We start from the raw sequence: 18,708 nt of genomic DNA, 5'->3' as shown, positions 1-18,708 counted from the left end.
AAAGATAAATTTTTGAAAATACAACATGTTAAACTTTTTTGCTATATTAGGTGCGAAAGGAGATGGCGAAATGCTATTTTATGTATATGCTTTTTTCGCTGGCTTGATACTAGGCTCTTTTTATCAAGTTGTTGCCTATCGCATTCCACTCGGTTATTCCATTATAAAACCGCGCTCACACTGTTCGCATTGTCATTATGTATTACAAGTAAAAGAGTTGATTCCTATTTTATCATTTTGTATACAAAAAGGACGGTGCACACATTGTGATATAAAAATCTCATTTTTTCATCCGCTATTTGAGGGGATTGCAGGTATATCGTTTCTCCTTACAGCACTTTTTATCGGTCCTAGTGAGCAGCTTATTATTGTTTGGACTCTATTATCACTTCTTTTCATTGTTACCATCACAGATCTTCTCTATATGATAATTCCAAATCGTATTTTATTCTTTTTTGCAGGGCTATTTGTAATAGAACGTTTTTTTATACCGCTTTCCCCATGGTGGGATGGGTTACTGGGAGCAGCGGTTATGTTTGTGTTTTTATATATGATTCAAGTAATTCATCCAGCAGGTATTGGCGGTGGAGATGTCAAATTGTTCATTTTACTTGGATTTGTAGTTGGAACAAAAGCAATACTACTGTCACTTTGTTTCTCTTCATTATTTGGTCTTTGCTTTCTTACTATTTCTGTTATCGTTCGGCGCATGACTTATAAAGAACCGCTTCCTTTTGCACCATTTATTGCGCTTGGAACAGTATGTGCATATAGTATGTGTATGTAGAGGAGGGATTAGATGAACGTATATATGGATGATCAAAGGCCGTGTCCAGCTGGCTTTATGCTAGCTATAACAGTACAATCGTTCACCATCTACCCTTTTTTCTGTTTATAAAAACATTGAGGATGAGAAGTTTAGATATTATTTTTTAACGTATAAGACTTTTTTATGATACGGTAATCCTATCGCCACCAATATAACATAAATTTATCGAAAAATTGGCAAGAAAACTCCACCTTCAAAACGTGCAGGGCATAGCCCAGTTTAAGGTGGAGATGAATTGCCAGAGCATTTGTAAAAATATTTTTGTAGTATGGCGAATATATGTTCTTTTTTTGGTGTTTTGTAGTATCATAAAGGAAAGAAGGAGGTGAAAATGATGACGAAAGAAAGAGAATATGCAACCTATCAAATTTGGATCAAGAAAGGTCATAAGCTATACTCTTACTTCCTAGAAATGTGTCAAAACGCCAAAAACCTTTACAATACAACAAACTTCTATATTCGCCAAGTATATACGGCCTTACGTACTGAGAAACCATTACAGCCACTTCAACAAGAAGTTCTTCATACATTACAAGCATATATTGAAATCATGAATGAAAATCAACTTCGTGCGTATCAAAAACGTGTGCAAAAACAGAAAGAAAAACCTGTTAAAGAACACAAAGAAATGAAATGTAATCTGTTCACATTACCTACAAAAGAGAAATCATTTCTATCCTATAACTTTCTAGATTGTTTGTTTAAAACAATGAAACAACAAGATTATATGAACTTGCCAGCGCAAACGAATCAAGCGGTCATGAAGAAGTTATATCAAAACTGGAAATCATTCTTCGCTTCCATGAAAGCATATCAGAAACATCCCTCCACTTTTACGGGCAGACCTCGCATTCCAAAGTATATTAGATCACCTATGAGAGAAATTGCATTCACAAATCAAGTATGTAAACTCCAAGATAAATACATTCGTTTTCCAAAAACAAGCATAAAATTAAATATTGGTAAATTGTTCGGACAGATTGGTAATCTCAAAGAGGTACGTGTGTGTCCTGCTTACGGGAAATTCAAGGTGGAAATTGTAACAGAACAGTCCGAACCATCACCTGAGTATGTAGACAACAATCGCTATATGAGTATTGATTTAGGGATTAATAACATTGCAACTATCACAACGAATACAGGGGCTACTCCTGTGTTAGTAAAGGGCAGTGTCATCAAAAGTATCAATCAATACTACAACAAACAAAAGGCTCATTTACTGGGGATTCTTCGTCATGGAAAAGAACCAAAAGAAGGACCACATACATCAAATCGCTTAGAGAGGCTTCATGAAAAACGGTTTCTCAAGATAAAAGATTTCTTTCACAAAATCAGTTACCACATTGTTCATTTCGCAGTTCAACATGAGATCTCTATGATTGTGATTGGGAAAAATACATCATGGAAACAAAACAGTGAGATGGGAAAACGACAGAATCAATCGTTCTGCCATATCCCACACAATCTCCTCATTAAAATGATCATCTATAAAGCAAAACGAAAAGGTATTATTGCACAAGTCGTGGAAGAATCGTATACAAGCAAGGCATCCTTTCTAGACAATGATGTGATCCCCACTTACGGTGAGGAAGACATTCCTGTATTCAGTGGGAAACGTATCAAACGTGGCTTGTATCGTACGAAAGAGAATAAACTACTGAACGCAGATGTGAACGGTTCCTATAACATCTTAAAAAAAGCAGTTCCAAAGGCGTTTGCCGATGGAATAGAGGGGTTGTGCCATCAGGCAGCTGTGTCAACTCCACTCGTGTTAAGCATCTCTTGAAGGTGATACACGAGAAACCCCCACTTCAAGATCCGGAGGAGATAAGTGGCGGGAGTTTTCATACAAAGAACGCTATCCTGTTTATAGAAAGAATAGCGTTTTTTCGTTTTGGAGATAATGATTTGTCATAGCCTGATGGGCATGTGACGAGAACCCCAAATGTATTCATTCATATTCACAGATGATATCCTTTTAGTAGGATTCTTATGCTGAAGCAGCAAAAAATTGTTGTTCTTTGCGCATTAATTTGATTTTTTATGGAAAGATATACTAGAAAGTATGCGATTTGAACGTTCTATTTTTTAGAGTATAACTGGAGGAGAATGAATATGTCGGAAATTGAAGTAGGCGAAATTTTTACCCTTAGCGATGAGAGTAATGAGGAGCAGGAAGTTGAAGTGCTCGGAACGATGAATGTCGAAGGAGCAGAATACATTGCTGTTGGCTTTGTAGAAGACATTCAAACGGAAACAGAGGAAGACATTGATATCTTCTTTTTAAAAGTAGAAGAAGATAGTGAATTCTCATATATTGAAAGTGACGAGGAATTTGAAAAAGTATCTGCTGCGTTTGAAAAAATTATGGACGAGCAAGAATAATATTGGTTGGACACAAGAGGGGGATGCATATCTGCCCTCTGTTTTTGTATATAGGGGTAACACCACATCGCCATCAAGCTAAATGAACGAGTTATCCCAAAACAATAAAAACGAGCAAAATGCACAGAATTTTCGTCCTGGGGGTATTATGAGATCTTAAGTTGATGGGCATGTGGCGGTATCCCTATCAGATCGAACAGGGCAACCAATTGAAAAGGTAGAACATGATACAGAAAGAGATTACTTTATGACAGCGGAAGAAGCGAAAGCATATGGGATTATTAATGCTGTTATTGACAAAAAATAACTTACAATAGGCCAGAGGACATTGGGTTCTCTGGCCTATTTTTGCGTAATAAATTAATCTTTTATCCATTCATTTACTAATGCCTGGTTCTTTTTAATCCATTTTCGAGTAGCCTCTTCGGGATCCTTTGTTTTATTTAACATAACCATTAATGTACCAAGCTGTTCATCATTCATTTTCCATCTATCGAAATATTTCACAATATCCGGGTAATCTTTTTCAAAACCTTTTCTTACAGAGTAATAAATGTTATCTTTTTCACCATATACTTTCTTAGGGTCTTTTAAATATTTTAAATCAAATTCTGAAAAGCCCCAGTGTGGATTCCAAAGCGTTACAACGATTGGTTTCTTTTGCGTATATGCTTTTTTTAGCTCACTCATCATTGCTGCTTCTGAAGATTGGACAAGTTTTAGCTTTATATCATATTCTTTCATTGCTTTATCGGTTAAATTCATAAGACTGCTACCAGGTTCAATACCGACAATTTTATTATTTAATTCATCTTTATGAGCATTTAACTCCTCGATACTGTTAATGTCCTTCATATAAGAAGGGACGACTAAACCTAGCCCAGTTCCTTCATACCATTTTGATTTTAAAACAATGTCATTTTTATACCGATCATTTAATGGTTTATCAGTAACAGGGAGCCATACTTCTAAGTTTGCATCTACATCGCCGCGAGCAACACCGGTCCAAATGGCAGCTTTTTCTAAATACATGAGTTCAACTTTGTATCCTTTTTGTTCTAATAAAACTTTCCACATATTTGCAACCGCAATATTTTCCTTCCAACTTGTTACACCAAGTTTAATTTTTCCTTTCGTATTTGCATTTGTTGCATTACAAGAGGTAATAATCATACCGATGAATAACAAAATGCATATAAGCCATATTTTTCGTTTCATTGAAAGCCTCCCGTTTCATAAATAGAAAATTTCTTTTTATGGGAATGTGTGTATTTAATTTTGTATAGCATTGCTAAATCTATATGCGAACCTTCTTATTATGAACGGAAACGAAGATTTTAAAAAAACTTATAGGAGTAATTTCTATGTAATATTTCTGTTTAAAATCGCTACACTATGTGAATAGATGGACAGAAAAGGAGTCGTTGTATGGAAAATACAAAAGTTCGTGTTGAAAACGTAACAAAAGTATTTGGAAAAAACCCTCAAAGAGCAGTTGCGTTATTAAAAAAAGGAAAAAGTAAATCAGAAATATTGAAAGAAACAGGGATGAACGTTGGGGTGAAAAAGGCAACGTTTGAAGTATATACAGGAGAAATATTTGTAATTATGGGATTGTCAGGAAGTGGGAAGTCGACTCTAGTTCGGATGTTAAACCAATTAATAAAACCAACAGCAGGTCATATATACATAGATGGAGAAGACATCGCAACGATGGGGAAAGAGGCGCTTAGGAAAGTCAGAAGAACGAAAATGAGTATGGTTTTTCAAAAGTTTGCGCTATTCCCACATCGTACTGTCTTGCAAAATGTTGCCTATGGATTAGAAATACAGGGGGTTCCGGTAGAAGAAAGAGAAGCGAAGGCTCTAGAATCACTTAAGTTAGTAGGATTAGATCATCATAAAGATAGTTATCCAGGGCAATTAAGCGGTGGAATGCAGCAACGCGTCGGCATTGCAAGAGCTCTTACAAACGACCCGGATGTCCTACTTATGGACGAGGCATTTAGCGCATTAGATCCACTCATTCGAAAAGAAATGCAGGATGAATTGTTAGAGCTGCAAGATAAGATGGAAAAAACAATTATTTTTATTACGCATGATTTAGATGAGGCGCTTCGAATTGGTGATCGTATTGCATTAATGAAAGATGGAGAAATCGTACAAATTGGAACTCCTGAAGAAATTATGATGAGCCCTGCGAATGAATTCGTGGAAAAATTCGTTGCGGATGTGAATTTAGGAAAAGTTATTACTGCTGAATCTATTTTGAAAAGACCAGAAACATTACTAATCGATCGCGGACCACGTGTAGCACTGCAAATTATGAGAAATGCAGGCGTGTCTACTGTATATGTTGTAAATAAAAAACATGAATTTTTAGGGATATTAACAGCTGATGACGCAAATAAAGCGGTTCAAAAACAGTGGCCGATTGCTGATTTACTGCTGAAAGATATTCCGCACGTGTATTTAGATACATTACTTGAAGAGACATATGCGAAAATGGCAGAGATGAAGCTCCCATTACCGGTTATTGATGAGAAGAAAAGGTTAAGAGGCATAATCAAACGAGAAAGTGTCATTCAAGCCCTTGCAGGAAATATTGAGGAAGAGGTGAATGACGATGAATAGTATTCCACGCATTCCATTAGGTGAATGGGTCGATGTGTTTGTAGCTAGTTTATATGCTCATTTTGAAGGGCTATTTAGAGGTTTTTCATACGTTATTGGTGGTTTCGTTGATTTATTTACAAATTTTTTAACGTTGATTCCAGCATTTTTAATGATCATCGTTTTATGTTTTCTCATTTGGTATACAACGCGGAAAATATCTTTAATGGTTTTTGCGTTAATTGGCTTATTATTCATTCTAAACATTCACTACTGGGGACAAACGATGCAAACATTAGCGCTTGTTCTTACGTCGGTTATCATTTCCATTATTGTCGGGATTCCAATCGGTATTTTAGCGTCACAAAATGAACGGTTTTCAAAAATTTTAAGGCCAACATTAGATTTTATGCAAACAATGCCAGCCTTTGTGTACTTAATTCCAGCTATTACATTCTTTGGAGTAGGTGTCGTTCCAGGGATTATTGCATCTGTAATTTTTGCGATGCCACCAACAATTCGCTTTACAGACTTAGGAATTAGACAAGTACCAGAAGATTTGATTGAAGCTGCGAATGCTTTTGGCTCTACTGCATCACAAAAGTTGTTTAAAGTACAATTGCCGCTTGCGACAGGAACCATTATGGCTGGGGTTAACCAAAGTATTATGTTATCATTATCAATGGTTGTTACAGCGTCACTTGTAGGAGCACCAGGACTTGGTGTAGATGTGTATCGTTCAGTTACGCAAGTGAATATTGGAATGGGATTTGAAGCTGGACTAGCTATCGTAGTGATTGCGATTATATTAGATCGAATTACACAAGGTTTTCATCGAAAAAGAAGAGGATAAATAAAAAAACATGCTTCGTTATAGAATCATAATGAAGCATGTTTTTTTATTTATCCCGCATTAACGGGCAGTAAGACTCCCGCCTCAAGATTCAGAGAGAAACAAGGAAGGAAGGTGGGGGATCAACTGCTTGCATGTGTCCGATTGGTTCAACTAACCTTCTGGGAAAAAAACGCTCCCAGAAGGAAGTTTCACTTTATCCCGCCCAAACAGCCGGTAAGAAGTAAGGCAAGGAAGAGAAACAAACCGTCTGTAAGGGCCCGATTGGTTCAACTAACCTTCTGGGAAAAAAACGCTCCCAGAAGGAAGTTTCACTTTATTTCGCATGCGCCTGTAATGGAATGATTTCTTCAGTTTGCGGGGAAACGATTCCATCTTCTGTAGATTCTAGGTTACTTTTTGTTATAGTCAAATAATGATATACCATGCCGACAAACACCGATCCGCCAATAATATTTCCAATGGTAACTGGAATTAAGTTATGGATTGCACCTGCAAAAGAAATTGTATCAGGGTGTGGTGATACTAAAGAAATTGTAAATAGTGATAGATTTGCGATGCTATGTTCATATCCAGATAAGAAGAAAGTAAAGACAATAAGCATCGTCATAAGCATTTTCGCTGTATCTCCTTTTACTTGAGAAGGAAGGAAACATGCAAGACAAACGAGCCAGTTACATAAAATAGCTTTAAAAAATAGATGCATTGTTGATGCGCCCATCTTTCCTCCGACAACTTCATTTAATAAGTGACTGTGACTAATTGTTTCAAAAATACCAGTCGCATAAAAGAGTGCTGCGAAAAATATTGCCCCTACTAAGTTCCCTAAATAACAAGCACCCCAGTTACGTAATGTATCAGCAATTGTTGTTTCTTTTCGTAAAGTTGCAACTGTGAAATACATTGTATTTCCTGTAAATAATTCAGCACCGCCATAAATAATTAAAATGAGTGCAATTCCAAAAAACATAGAAGATGCTAAATATGTTGCAGGTGAATGTGCATCATGAAAGAAATTCCCTAATTTAAAACATAGTACAATCGTAAAACCAATATAGATACCAGCAAGTGCAGCACGAAGAAAATATTGCATTGGATTGTTATCTAGCATTTGTTTCTTCTTCTTTGCAAGCTGCACAAGGTAAGCTACTCCCTGTTCTAGCATAAGTCATTACGCTCCTTTAATACATCGTTTATAAATACTCTTGATATGAATAAAGTACACGTATTTGTTCATACTTTCAATAAGTTTGTGCAATATTTCACAAAAAGGACATCATTTTAATGAAAGCGTTAACATTTATGTTATATAATATAGTGTGTTTTCAATGATTAAGAAAGTTCGGTCATTTTCAAAGAAAAAAGAAAAAGCGCTGAAATTACAGCGCTTTTTCTTTTTTCGAATCTTGTTGTACATTTGGCGTTGTTTCTTTTGATAAGAACCAGCCACATGCACCAATTCCAAGCAATACAGTCCAAAATATAATTTTCCAAGTAGCTGATTCTGGGAATTCATGTGGAATCACACCTAATGCAGGGTGAGCCAACGTATGAACTGCTAATTTCACACCAACCCAACCTACAATTGTGAATGCAGCAGTTTCTAACCCAGGTTTACGTTTCAGTAAGTTTACGAAAGCAGATGCGGCAAAGCGCATAATGATTAATCCAATCATACCACCTGCGAAAATAACGAAAAACTGTGCTGTATCGAGGCTACCGATCGTACCAAGATTTGTTTTCGGTAATGTCACAGCTAATGCAACAGCCGCTAAAATAGAGTCAATAGCAAACGCAATATCAGCAACCTCTACTTTAAATACAGTCCACCAAAAGTTTTCTTGTTTTTTCTCTGTCTCGTTTTCCTCTGTTTCTTCGTGCGCTGCATTCTTTTTTACATAAGTTTTTACAAGATGGTTACCAGCAATAAACATTAAATAGATGGCGCCGATCGCTTGTACTTGCCATACATCGACAAGAAATGAAATCATAAACAGCGATCCAAAGCGAAATACAAAGGCTCCTGCAAGCCCATAAAATAAGGCTTTTTTACGTTTTTCTTCCGGTAAATGTTTTACCATAATAGCAAGGACAAGCGCGTTATCTGCTGCTAAAATTCCCTCCAAAACAATTAAAATAAGTAATACCCAACCATACTCCAATAATAAAGATAAATCCATTTACATTCTCCTCTCGTTTGTATAGGTGCTAAACAAAAGAAGAAAATTCCCCATTGTTTAGCTTCCCCAAAATAAGCTCTACCAATGGCAGAGAAATTTCAAAACGAACACAAAAAAGACCTCTGCCGTTGATAGGCAAAGGTCTTGCTAGACATATGTAATAAAATATGCCAACAAAGCCGGAGGAACATAGTTCCACGTAATGACGACTTTGTTTCAGAGAATAATTTCTCTGACGCTACTCCCCTTTGGAAATATGCTGTTATTTATAATATATGGGAACTGTTAATGTTTGTCAACCATTTTAAAAATTTTTGCTCAGATATTTAACGTTTATGCGGGATTGGTTCAACTAACCATCAGTGGGGGATGAAAAAAACCCCCACTGATGGTTAGTTGAACTTTATATACTTTCTACAGGCAAAAGAAAAGAGGCAGAGAATATCTGCCTCAAATCCATTATTTATTTAATTATCCACGTAATTGTTGTTGTGCAAGTGAAACGAGACGTTTTGTTACTTCACCGCCAACAGATCCGTTAGAGCGAGAAGCTGTGTTAGAGCCTAAATTCACGCCAAATTCTTGAGCAATTTCATACTTAAATTGTTCTAGTGCTTGTTCAGCGCCAGGGACAAGTAGTTTATTTGTTTTCGCCATGTTAGATATACCCCTTTTTTTTATTTTCAGCTTATGATAGCTGATAATGTTATTGTATGTGTTCTGTTTTCACTCATACGCGGAAGTAATCGGTCATACTAACAGTTCTTGGATGAAATGAAAAAAGAGTAGCAGCGCTACTCTTTTTTCAGGACAGTTGCTGTACCTTCAACAACAACTTTGTCGTATTGATTATATACATTTGTTTGTAGTGTAATAATTCTTTTGTCATCGCGCTTTTCAATTACTTCAGCGACAACACGTAGCGTATCTCCAATTTTTACAGGGGCACGGAATGCCATATTTTGAGATAAATAAATGGTATTTTTCCCTGGAAGCTTTGTTCCAAGTATTGTTGAAATAAAGCTAGATACGAGCATACCGTGAGCAATACGTTCTTTAAACATCGTTGTTTTTGCAAAAGAATCAAGCAAATGAATTGGATTTACGTCACCGGTAAGTTTTGCAAAAGTAACAATATCTTCGTCTGTAATCGTTTTTGTTAAAGAAGCTTGATCACCAATGTGAATCTCATCATAATAAAGCTCATGGACAGATTCTGCTTCTTGAAAAGGATTCATTTCTTCCTCCTTCTGTTCCATGTTGAAAAATGTGGGCCATCCTGATGTAAGAGGAGAAAGAAAGAGACGAGTATTTTTTGCAGTAAGTTGCCACATTTTTCTTATTTCATGGAAGTGAATAGATTGTTTGAGTTTTCCTCGAACTTTTTTACGAGGTCTAGTTGCATGGATTTGAATTCTTCTAAAAAACTTTCCATTTGTTTTTGAACCTCTTGACGTTGTTGTTGTTGTTGGCTAATCAGTTGTTTCACTGCTTCTTCGAATTGTCCGCTTGTTTGTGAAAGTAAAGACAAAGATGCTTTTGTTGGAGAAACAGTAAATTGGTGCATATGACTAGAAAGTTCATTCCATTTTTCTTGCCATCCGTCAATTTGTTCATTAAAGGAGTTGCCAGAAAATTGCTTTACATATTCAGCATATTGCGCGTTTGCTTGCGCTGAAAATTGCTGGATTTCTTTTTCGATTTCTTCCGTACTTTCTGTTAATTTATGCAAAGCTTCCTGCTGATGTTTCAATGTTTCTAATGTAAGTTGTTCCATTTGTTTTCCCGCTGAAGAAAAAAGGGAAAGAGAGTGTGACCAGTTTTTCCAGAATGCATCAACAAGTTCGTGTGGTTTCGTTTCCATGACTTGACCTCCAAATAAATTTTTTACATATTGTGAACGCAGATTAATCTGCTGTGTCACCAAAAGACGATGAAGATTTCTCATCCTTTGTTGGAACATTGGAAAATGGAAAGAATGCACTCGTGTATAGGTTAAAAAACGTACGAAGCATTTTTTGATATTGCTCAAATGACGTAGCGCAAGATGTTAAATATTCCTCTCCATATTCCGTTAAAGAATAAATTCGTTTTGCTGGACCTCCTTCACTTGTATCCCAAGTAGAAGATATGAGGTTTTCTTTTTCTAGTTTGCGTAAAGTCCTATATACATTACCTTGATCAATAGAAGAAAAGCCAATATCCATTAGCATCTGAATGAGTTTGTAACCGTGAAGACTCCAGTCTTTAAGACAGAGAAGTAAGAATGGAACTAAGAAGTTTTTTGGCATGGAGTTTGGTTGTTTCGTTTGGGTTGTGTCCAAACTTTCTTTTTTTTCTGGTTCATTTTGTAGCATGATTGTGCATCACCTCATGAATCAGTTAGATGGAATTTTTTTCTTATATGTGCAATTTACACCTATCTGTATTTTTTGTCAATGTATTTTTAGAAAATAAAAAATAAATACACACTTGAACTTTCAGTCAGAATATTGGAAAATAATGAATAGATTGAATTGTTCCAATAACTAAATAAAGGAGTGTAGGAGAAGTGATTGAACAAAAACTCGATCCACTACAAGCTTGGAAAGAAGTTTACGAACAGACAGAAAAGTATTGGGGAAAAACGCTTAATGAAACAGTCAAGACAGAAGAGTATTCTGCATGGATGGGAAGCGTTCTAGATTTGAACTTGTTTTATCAAAAGATGATGAATGATGCAACGAAGGGATATTTAGAGAAAGTGAATATCCCAACGCAAGAAGATATTGCCAGAGTTGCTTCTCTTGTTATTAATTTAGAAAACAAAGTTGACAATATCGAAGAGTTTTTGGAAGAAAAGATAGAGTCTCTTGGACAATCTCCTACAATAAAGCGTGATGTCACAAAAGTGAAACAAGATATTCGTACATTAGAAAATAAATTAGATAAAATTTTTGAACTGCTTGAAAAACAAAATGAAGTATTAGCAAAGTTACAAGTACCAGCAGTACAAGCGGTACAAGCTAAAAACGATAATAAAAAATAATTTCGTTAAATATATATTCGTTCTGAAAGAGGAAGGGAGCACCTCTTTCTAGGGCGGTATATCATTTATAAATGTATGTATGCATTGCGGTGTTCATCTAGGCAAAGCTCATCCATCATGTGGCCGCGAATTATAACAAAGGGGGAGCAAAAATGGCTCAATTACATGGAAAAGTAGCAATTGTAACAGGTGGAGCAAAGGGGATTGGAAAAGCAATTACAGTAGCACTAGCAGCAGAAGGTGCAAAAGTAGTGATTAATTACAATAGCAGTAAAGATGCTGCTGAGAACCTTGTGAATGAGCTAGCGAAAGAAGGACATGATGTATATGCTTGTCAAGCGGATGTTTCTAAATTAGAGGATGCAAAGCGTCTTGTAGAAGAAACAGTACAGCATTTTGGAAAAGTAGACATTTTAGTTAACAATGCTGGTATTACGAGAGATCGTACATTTAAAAAGTTAAACCGTGAAGATTGGGATCGCGTTATTGATGTGAATTTAAGCAGCGTATTCAATACAACAAGTGCTGCACTTCCATACATAACAGAAGCTGAAGAAGGACGAATTATTAGTATTTCTTCTATTATTGGACAAGCTGGTGGATTTGGGCAGACGAACTATTCAGCTGCAAAAGCTGGTATGATTGGGTTTACAAAATCTTTAGCGTTAGAGTATGCAAGAACGAATGTAACAGTAAATGCAATTTGCCCAGGGTTTATCGATACGGAAATGGTAGCAGAAGTTCCGGAAAACGTTCGTGAGCAAATCGTAGCGAAAATTCCGAAGAAACGTTTCGGTCAAGCAGATGAAATTGCAAAAGGTGTTGTATATTTATGCCGCGATGGTGCATACATTACAGGACAGCAATTAAATATTAACGGCGGTTTATATATGTAATCTAACAACAAAGAAGTGCATGTCTATGATAGGTATGCACTTCTTTCTTTCTGAAAGAAAAGAAATGAAAATAAAGGAGTTGTGAAAATGACAACATTAAGAACGGAATGGGAAAAACAATTAGAGTTATATCCAGAGGAATATCAAAAAGCATATAAACGCTTTAGACGAGCAAGTGAAGTGTTACTTCGTGAACCAGAGCCGCAAGTGGGCTTAACACCGAAAGAGGTTATTTGGACAAAAAATAAGACGAAGTTATATCGTTACATTCCGAAACAAGAAAAAACACATTCTGTTCCTATTTTGTTAATTTATGCTCTTATTAATAAGCCGTATATTATGGATTTAACGCCAGGGAATAGTTTAGTGGAATATTTAGTAGACCGTGGCTTTGATGTGTATATGCTAGATTGGGGAACATTTGGTTTAGAAGATAGTCATTTGAAATTTGATGATTTTATTCTAGATTACATTGCAAAAGCTGTGAAAAAAGTATTGCGTACAGCAAATGCGGAAGAAATTTCTCTTCTTGGTTATTGCATGGGTGGAACCTTAACTTCTATTTATGCTGCGCTTCATCCGCATATGCCAATTCGTAATTTAATTTTCATGACGAGCCCATTTGACTTTTCAGATACAGGTTTATATGGACCATTATTAGATGAAAAATATTTTAATTTAGATAAAGCAGTTGATACACTTGGAAATATCCCTCCAGAAATGATTGACTTTGGAAATAAAATGTTGAAACCACTTTCGAATTTTGTAGGTCCGTACGTAGCGCTCCTTGATCGCTCAGAAAACGAACGGTTTGTAGAAAGTTGGAGATTAGTTCAAAAATGGGTTGCGGATGGAATTCCGTTTCCAGGAGAAGCATATCGTCAATGGATTCGTGAGTTCTACCAAAAAAATAAGTTAGTAAAAGGGGAACTTATCATTCGTGGCCAACAAGTGAAATTAGAAAATATTAAAGCAAATGTATTGAATATCTCTGCTAAACGTGATCATATTGCACTTCCATGTCAAGTAGAAGCATTGTTAGATCATATTTCCAGTGTTGATAAACAATATGTGTGTATTCCGACAGGGCATATGTCAATTGTATACGGAGGAACGGCAGTGAAACAAACATATCCGACAATTGGTAATTGGCTTGAGGAACGTTCAAGATAAAGCGAAACTTCTATCAGTGGGCGATTTTTCCCACTGATAGTTAGTTGAGCCAATCGGGCTCATACGGGCGACTTGGTATTGAGAGAAGTGAAAAATACCGCTGTTAGAGCGTTATAGTATAACCCAGCTAGTGAAAACTAGCTGGATTTTTTTATGGAAAATAAAGAAAAATAACAAGACAAAGAAAGACATCTTTATTTATAGGAGAGATTTCATGAAACTGCGATTTGGAAAATTGTTTTGGGATGAAGGGATTTCTGTACCTTGTTATGAAAAGCTGGAAAATGATATGATATGTGATGTGCTTATTATTGGAAGTGGTCAAGTGGGTGCTCATCTTGCATATATGTTATCGGCAATTGGACTACAAGTGGCAGTTGTAGATAAAGGGAAAGCTGCAAGTGGAAGTACGCTTGCGAATACAGGGTTGTTACAATACACTCAAGATAAATCATTAACTTCGTTTGTGCATACATTTGGTGAAGAAAAAGGCGTTCGGGCATATCGATTATGTTATGATGCGCTGGATACTTTGGAGCAAGTAGTAACAAAACTCGATATAGATCCTGAATTTATTCGTAGAGGAAGCTTATATTATGCAAGTAATAAAGATGATGTTTCATTTCTAAGAAAAGAATATGAAACCTTAAGATATTATGATTTTCCTGTTGAGTTTTTTACAGAAGAAGATATAACGAAACGTTACTCATTTACAAAACCAGCTGCTTTATACACAAGAGGAGATGCGGAAGTGAATCCGTATGTGTTAGCACATGCTCTTATTCATAAAGCAAAAAAGAATGGAACGGCTATTTTTGAGGATACAGAGATTATTCATATTAAATCTGTTCATAAAGACACAATCTGTTATACTAAAAATGGAAAGAAAATTATATCTAAAGCTGTTATTATAGCTACAGGATACGAAACGCAACAGATAAAAAAAGAAGCAAATGCAATTTTGGAAACTTCCTATGCAATTGTCACAAATGAACAACCAAATTTTGAAGGATGGTACGAGCAGTCGTTAATTTGGGAAACTGCGCGTCCGTATTTATATTGCCGCACGTATAAGAATCGAATTATAATCGGTGGCTTAGATGAACCGAGTATGTTACAAAAATATGGTGACACACATCTACTACATAAAAGAAATCTTCTTGTTCAAATAACATCAAAATTATTTCCACAGTTGAAACACGTAAAAGCAGAATATTATTGGGCAGCAATATTTGGCGGAACACATGATGGAATGCCCATTCTGAAAGAGGATGAATCAATTGCAAACCTCTATTATGCATTAAGTTATGGCGGAAATGGTACCGTTTATAGTATGGTATTTGCAAAAATATTTCAGGAATTATTTACACATGGCAGTAGTTCAGATTTCGAAATATTTCGTCGTAAAAAAAGTTAAAGAAGTGATGGAATGAAAGGTATTAGGAAATGGTTACAACATTTAAGACCAGTACAGCTCATCGTTTTATTTTATGGTATTGCTGTTATTGTGTCTGTTATATTATTAAGCATGCCATTTGTTATAAAACCAGAAGTTGAGTGGACATTTATTGATGCTTTATTTACATCTGTTAGTGCAGTAAGTGTAACAGGTTTATCTGTCGTGTCGATTCCAGATACATTTACTACAGCAGGTATTGTTATATTAGCGCTTATTTTACAATTAGGTGGCCTTGGTATTATGGCGCTTGGTACGTTTGTTTGGATGATTACAGGAAAGAAAATAGGCCTGCAGCAGCGGCGTTTAATTATGGCAGACCAAAATCAAAGGAATTTAGCGGGACTTGTTCATTTAATGCGCTCTATTTTAATATTAATTGTTTCAATTGAAGTAATTGGTGCACTGTTATTAGGAACAAGATTTTTACGTTACTTCCCTAATTGGAAGGAAGCATATTTTCATGGCTTTTTTGCGGCTGTTAGTGCTACAACGAATGGTGGATTTGATTTGACGGGACAATCGCTTGTACCGTACCAAGAAGATTATATCGTACAAATTATTCATATGCTTCTTATTATTTTAGGGGCAATTGGTTTTCCAGTATTGATGGAAGTGAAACAATATATAGGTAAACAGAAACATGAATTATTTCGGTTTTCATTATTTACAAAACTCACAACGACAACATTCTTTACTTTAGTGGTTGTTGGAACCATCATTATTTTTTTGTTAGAGTGGAATCATTTTTTACGTGGAAAATCATGGCATGAAATGTTGTTTTATACATTGTTTCAATCTGTTACAACAAGAAGTGGCGGCTTAGCAACGATGGATATTCAAGAATTTTCGCCCCCAACACTTTTCTTTATGAGTATATTAATGTTTATTGGCGCTTCTCCAAGCTCTGTCGGTGGTGGTATTCGTACAACAACATTTGCAGTTTGTATCCTCGTATTGTATACCTTTGCAAAAGGTGGTAGAAGTGTACGGGTATTTGGGAGACAATTACACGAAGAAGATATTATAAAAGCATTTGTTGTTGCATTGATGGGTGCTTTGCTATGTGCCGTAGCACTATTTGTGTTATGTATAACGGAACCATTTCCATTAATGAATCTGTTTGTAGAAGTATGTTCAGCATTTGGAACAGTTGGTTTATCGACCGGAATTACAGCAGAACTCACAACAGTTGGAAAACTCGTATTGATTGTGCTCATGTTTATCGGGCGAATTGGTATTTTAACGTTCATATTTGTAATTGGGGGCAAAGAGAGACCACTTCGATATAAGTATCCAAAAGAACGGATTATTGTTGGATAAAAAGCGATTCTATTTTATAACATAGAATCGCTTTTCTACATTAATCGTTAATACCAAACTGCGGATGCATAAAAGTTTCTTCTGCATCATTATTGTTTTTTTGCAGTAAGTCTTGATTTTCTTCAGCAATCCAGCCGATATCATTTGTTGGATGTATCCATTGGTCTCCGGCCATAATAGCAGGATCAATATCATCACTCCAATTGTTCAGGGGACTATTTTCTGAATTATATTGGCTGTCACCAATAATTACGCCATACTCATTGGTGAATGGTGGTTGCATCGTGATACCAGTTCCTTTAAAAGAAGGAAAATTCATTTGATGCGGAATTGTTTCATCAAGAATCGGAGAGTCGATCGGTTGGTTTCTTTTCACATTTACCGCTCCTTGTTTATAAAAGTGGAAAGGCATATGGACCTTCCTATTTTATAGCATTTCCTCACATTGCATATTCGCAACTTGTTAACAGTTACCATCTATAGAGTGAAGTTTTAATGTCCATATTAGTACTACAAGCATTGATTTTATATAAAGAATTAAGGAGTGTTTCGTATGGTAAAACGCAAGGTGAGTCGTAATGCAGCTGCAAAGAACAATCAAACTCCTAAAGAAAGCTTGCCGGATGCGGAATTTGCAGTAGAGTACGAAAATGAAAATGTTGCAAAATATGCAAATCGCAACTCAAAAAAAGGCAAGAAAAACTGAGGCGTTTTTTATAAACGCCTCTTTTTTTGCGGGATTTTTTATAGAATTTTTAATTGTTTGTAAATTTATTGTTATGTTGTAGGCGAAGACGAGGGGAGAAAACATAGGAATAGCAACCTATTACACAAAAACAAACATTAAACAAAAGATTAATCTTTGTTTAATGTGGTTTTTACATTTTACGTTTATATTGAAATTATACATATGAAAAAAAGGAGAGGGCAAAGCATGAAGGGGAATTTTAACAATAGGGATGGAAGTTTCACTTTATAGGATGCAGTCCAAAGAAAGAAGAAACAGTGGCAATAAAGTGAAACTTCCATCAGTGGGGGCATACTACCCGCGAATAGCAAGATAAAAACGAAAGATGAAAAATAGAGCTTATTATGAACGGAGAAGTAGTATTACATAGAAGAGAAATATGAATTTGTATAACTGGAGGTGAAGTCATGTCTGTTATTGGAGAAGAGCGTAAGCGGATTATTATTGAGCAAGTAGAGTTAAAAGGAAAAGTAAAGGTATCAGAGCTTGCAAAAGAATTTTCGGTATCAACAGAGACAATTCGTAGGTATTTAGGAGACTTAGATCGCGAGAAGAAATTGAAGAAAGTATATGGGGGAGCAGTCGGATTGCCAAGGACTAAAGTGGATCCTCCAATGCTAGAAAGAGAAATGTTATGTTTAGAAGAAAAAAAACGTATCGGCTATAAAGCAGCAACTTTTGTAGAAGATGGTGATGTCATTGTTATTGATGATGGTAGTACGCCACTCCAAATGGTGCCATATCTCATTTACCGAAAAAATTTGACTGTTATTACAAGCTCGTTTCCTGTTGCAATGCAATTAATTTCTTTTATTAATAAGAAAATGATTGATGGTCAAGTGATGTTTATTGGTGGAAAAGTGGCTCCAAAGCACTGCCGAGTATCAGGTTCTATTTCTCAGCAAGCTATTCATCAATTTCACTTTGATAAAGCATTCATTTCAATTGATGGACTTTTGCCTAATTTCGGAGTTTCGAGCTTTGAATTAGAGAAAGCGAAGTTATCAGAAGCTATGATTCGACAGGCAGAAGAAACATTTATTTTATGTGATCATACGAAGCTTGGTATAAAAGGAAATTATCGCATTTCTGGATTTTCAGATATACACCATGTTATTTGTGATAAAAGCATGCCGCATAGCTTTGAAGAAGAAGTAAAGGGAGCGGGGATTCGCTGGACTATTTGTTAGAATAACAGAGGCTTTCGGTAGAAAGCCCTTGTTC

General features: G+C 35.9%; 20 protein-coding genes, 1 pseudogene and 1 riboswitch. Of the genes and pseudogenes, 13 read left to right on the top strand and 8 right to left on the bottom strand.

Translation table 11 applies throughout. From position 1 onward, the window contains the following. Positions 1–70: 70 nt before the first annotated feature. From LRP84_RS16220 to LRP84_RS16205, 4 genes and pseudogenes are all read left to right on the top strand, one after another. Positions 71–787, top strand: coding sequence for a prepilin peptidase (locus LRP84_RS16220; protein ID WP_230576029.1), 717 nt, complete (start codon positions 71–73; stop codon positions 785–787). A gap of 376 nt (positions 788–1,163) precedes the next feature. After that, positions 1,164–2,615: an RNA-guided endonuclease InsQ/TnpB family protein gene (locus LRP84_RS16215; RefSeq protein ID WP_230576028.1), complete on the top strand. Its 1,452-nt coding sequence runs from the start codon at positions 1,164–1,166 to the stop codon at positions 2,613–2,615. Positions 2,616–2,944: 329 nt separating this feature from the next. After that, positions 2,945–3,214 (top strand): DUF1292 domain-containing protein, encoded by a 270-nt coding sequence (locus LRP84_RS16210; protein WP_098309122.1) that lies wholly within the window; start codon positions 2,945–2,947, stop codon positions 3,212–3,214. 184 nt (positions 3,215–3,398) lie between these two features. Further along, positions 3,399–3,521, top strand: a pseudogene (locus LRP84_RS16205) (ATP-dependent Clp protease proteolytic subunit); the annotation flags it as partial. Positions 3,522–3,574: 53 nt separating this feature from the next. Here the strand turns inward: LRP84_RS16205 and LRP84_RS16200 are convergent. Continuing rightward, positions 3,575–4,432 carry a glycine betaine ABC transporter substrate-binding protein gene (locus LRP84_RS16200; RefSeq protein ID WP_230576027.1) on the bottom strand — a complete coding sequence of 286 codons (858 nt, stop codon included), beginning with the start codon at positions 4,430–4,432 and terminating at the stop codon, positions 3,575–3,577. Between the two features lie 210 nt (positions 4,433–4,642). Between LRP84_RS16200 and LRP84_RS16195 the strand changes: the two genes are divergently transcribed. Beyond that, complete coding sequence (locus LRP84_RS16195; RefSeq protein WP_230576026.1) at positions 4,643–5,848, top strand: quaternary amine ABC transporter ATP-binding protein; 1,206 nt, start codon at positions 4,643–4,645, stop codon at positions 5,846–5,848. After that, positions 5,841–6,680, top strand: coding sequence for an ABC transporter permease (locus tag LRP84_RS16190; protein ID WP_230576025.1), 840 nt, complete (start codon positions 5,841–5,843; stop codon positions 6,678–6,680). Before LRP84_RS16195 ends, LRP84_RS16190 begins: the two co-directional genes overlap by 8 nt. A gap of 316 nt (positions 6,681–6,996) precedes the next feature. Here LRP84_RS16190 and LRP84_RS16185 read toward each other — a convergent pair whose 3' ends face one another. From LRP84_RS16185 to phaQ, 6 genes are all read right to left on the bottom strand, one after another. Continuing rightward, positions 6,997–7,845 (bottom strand): formate/nitrite transporter family protein, encoded by an 849-nt coding sequence (locus LRP84_RS16185; RefSeq protein ID WP_230576024.1) that lies wholly within the window; start codon positions 7,843–7,845, stop codon positions 6,997–6,999. 214 nt (positions 7,846–8,059) lie between these two features. After that, the gene (locus LRP84_RS16180; protein ID WP_230576023.1) at positions 8,060–8,860 is read right to left on the bottom strand and encodes a TerC family protein; all 801 of its coding nucleotides are present in this window, start codon (positions 8,858–8,860) and stop codon (positions 8,060–8,062) included. Between the two features lie 86 nt (positions 8,861–8,946). Further along, a riboswitch (yybP-ykoY riboswitch) is annotated at positions 8,947–9,119 on the bottom strand. A 212-nt stretch (positions 9,120–9,331) separates the two neighbouring features. Further along, the gene (locus LRP84_RS16175; RefSeq protein WP_020061915.1) at positions 9,332–9,517 is read right to left on the bottom strand and encodes an alpha/beta-type small acid-soluble spore protein; all 186 of its coding nucleotides are present in this window, start codon (positions 9,515–9,517) and stop codon (positions 9,332–9,334) included. A gap of 137 nt (positions 9,518–9,654) precedes the next feature. Next, positions 9,655–10,098 (bottom strand): MaoC family dehydratase, encoded by a 444-nt coding sequence (locus LRP84_RS16170; protein ID WP_230576022.1) that lies wholly within the window; start codon positions 10,096–10,098, stop codon positions 9,655–9,657. Positions 10,099–10,199: 101 nt separating this feature from the next. After that, positions 10,200–10,724: a polyhydroxyalkanoic acid inclusion protein PhaP gene (gene phaP / locus LRP84_RS16165; protein ID WP_230576021.1), complete on the bottom strand. Its 525-nt coding sequence runs from the start codon at positions 10,722–10,724 to the stop codon at positions 10,200–10,202. Positions 10,725–10,767: 43 nt separating this feature from the next. After that, the gene (phaQ, locus tag LRP84_RS16160; protein ID WP_230576020.1) at positions 10,768–11,217 is read right to left on the bottom strand and encodes a poly-beta-hydroxybutyrate-responsive repressor; all 450 of its coding nucleotides are present in this window, start codon (positions 11,215–11,217) and stop codon (positions 10,768–10,770) included. Positions 11,218–11,411: 194 nt separating this feature from the next. On the opposite strand from phaQ, the gene phaR reads away from it, so the two are divergent. The 5 genes from phaR to LRP84_RS16135 all read left to right on the top strand — a co-directional run bounded on the left by phaR (position 11,412) and on the right by LRP84_RS16135 (position 16,736). Then, a complete protein-coding gene (gene phaR / locus LRP84_RS16155; protein WP_230576019.1) occupies positions 11,412–11,888 on the top strand; it encodes a polyhydroxyalkanoic acid synthase subunit PhaR in 477 nt (158 codons plus the stop codon). A gap of 152 nt (positions 11,889–12,040) precedes the next feature. After that, the gene (gene phbB, locus LRP84_RS16150; RefSeq protein ID WP_098310903.1) at positions 12,041–12,784 is read left to right on the top strand and encodes an acetoacetyl-CoA reductase; all 744 of its coding nucleotides are present in this window, start codon (positions 12,041–12,043) and stop codon (positions 12,782–12,784) included. An 87-nt stretch (positions 12,785–12,871) separates the two neighbouring features. Next, positions 12,872–13,957, top strand: coding sequence for a class III poly(R)-hydroxyalkanoic acid synthase subunit PhaC (gene phaC, locus LRP84_RS16145; RefSeq protein WP_230576018.1), 1,086 nt, complete (start codon positions 12,872–12,874; stop codon positions 13,955–13,957). 214 nt (positions 13,958–14,171) lie between these two features. Beyond that, positions 14,172–15,374 (top strand): NAD(P)/FAD-dependent oxidoreductase, encoded by a 1,203-nt coding sequence (locus tag LRP84_RS16140; RefSeq protein WP_230576017.1) that lies wholly within the window; start codon positions 14,172–14,174, stop codon positions 15,372–15,374. Between the two features lie 12 nt (positions 15,375–15,386). Continuing rightward, positions 15,387–16,736 carry a TrkH family potassium uptake protein gene (locus LRP84_RS16135; RefSeq protein ID WP_230576016.1) on the top strand — a complete coding sequence of 450 codons (1,350 nt, stop codon included), beginning with the start codon at positions 15,387–15,389 and terminating at the stop codon, positions 16,734–16,736. A gap of 40 nt (positions 16,737–16,776) precedes the next feature. Here LRP84_RS16135 and LRP84_RS16130 read toward each other — a convergent pair whose 3' ends face one another. Then, complete coding sequence (locus tag LRP84_RS16130) at positions 16,777–17,148, bottom strand: DUF3905 domain-containing protein (protein ID WP_429718831.1); 372 nt, start codon at positions 17,146–17,148, stop codon at positions 16,777–16,779. Between the two features lie 141 nt (positions 17,149–17,289). Between LRP84_RS16130 and ykzP the strand changes: the two genes are divergently transcribed. After that, positions 17,290–17,442, top strand: coding sequence for a protein YkzP (gene ykzP, locus LRP84_RS16125; protein WP_230576014.1), 153 nt, complete (start codon positions 17,290–17,292; stop codon positions 17,440–17,442). 449 nt (positions 17,443–17,891) lie between these two features. Continuing rightward, positions 17,892–18,674, top strand: a complete 783-nt coding sequence (locus tag LRP84_RS16120; RefSeq protein ID WP_230576013.1) for a DeoR/GlpR family DNA-binding transcription regulator — start codon at positions 17,892–17,894, stop codon at positions 18,672–18,674. Positions 18,675–18,708 lie beyond the last annotated feature (34 nt).

Origin of the sequence: Bacillus rhizoplanae, assembly GCF_917563915.1 — a bacterium.
Classification (GTDB): Bacteria; Bacillota; Bacilli; order Bacillales; family Bacillaceae_G; genus Bacillus_A; species Bacillus_A rhizoplanae.
Note: the sequence above shows the minus strand (reverse complement) of the source record. Positions and strands in the feature narration are given on the sequence as shown.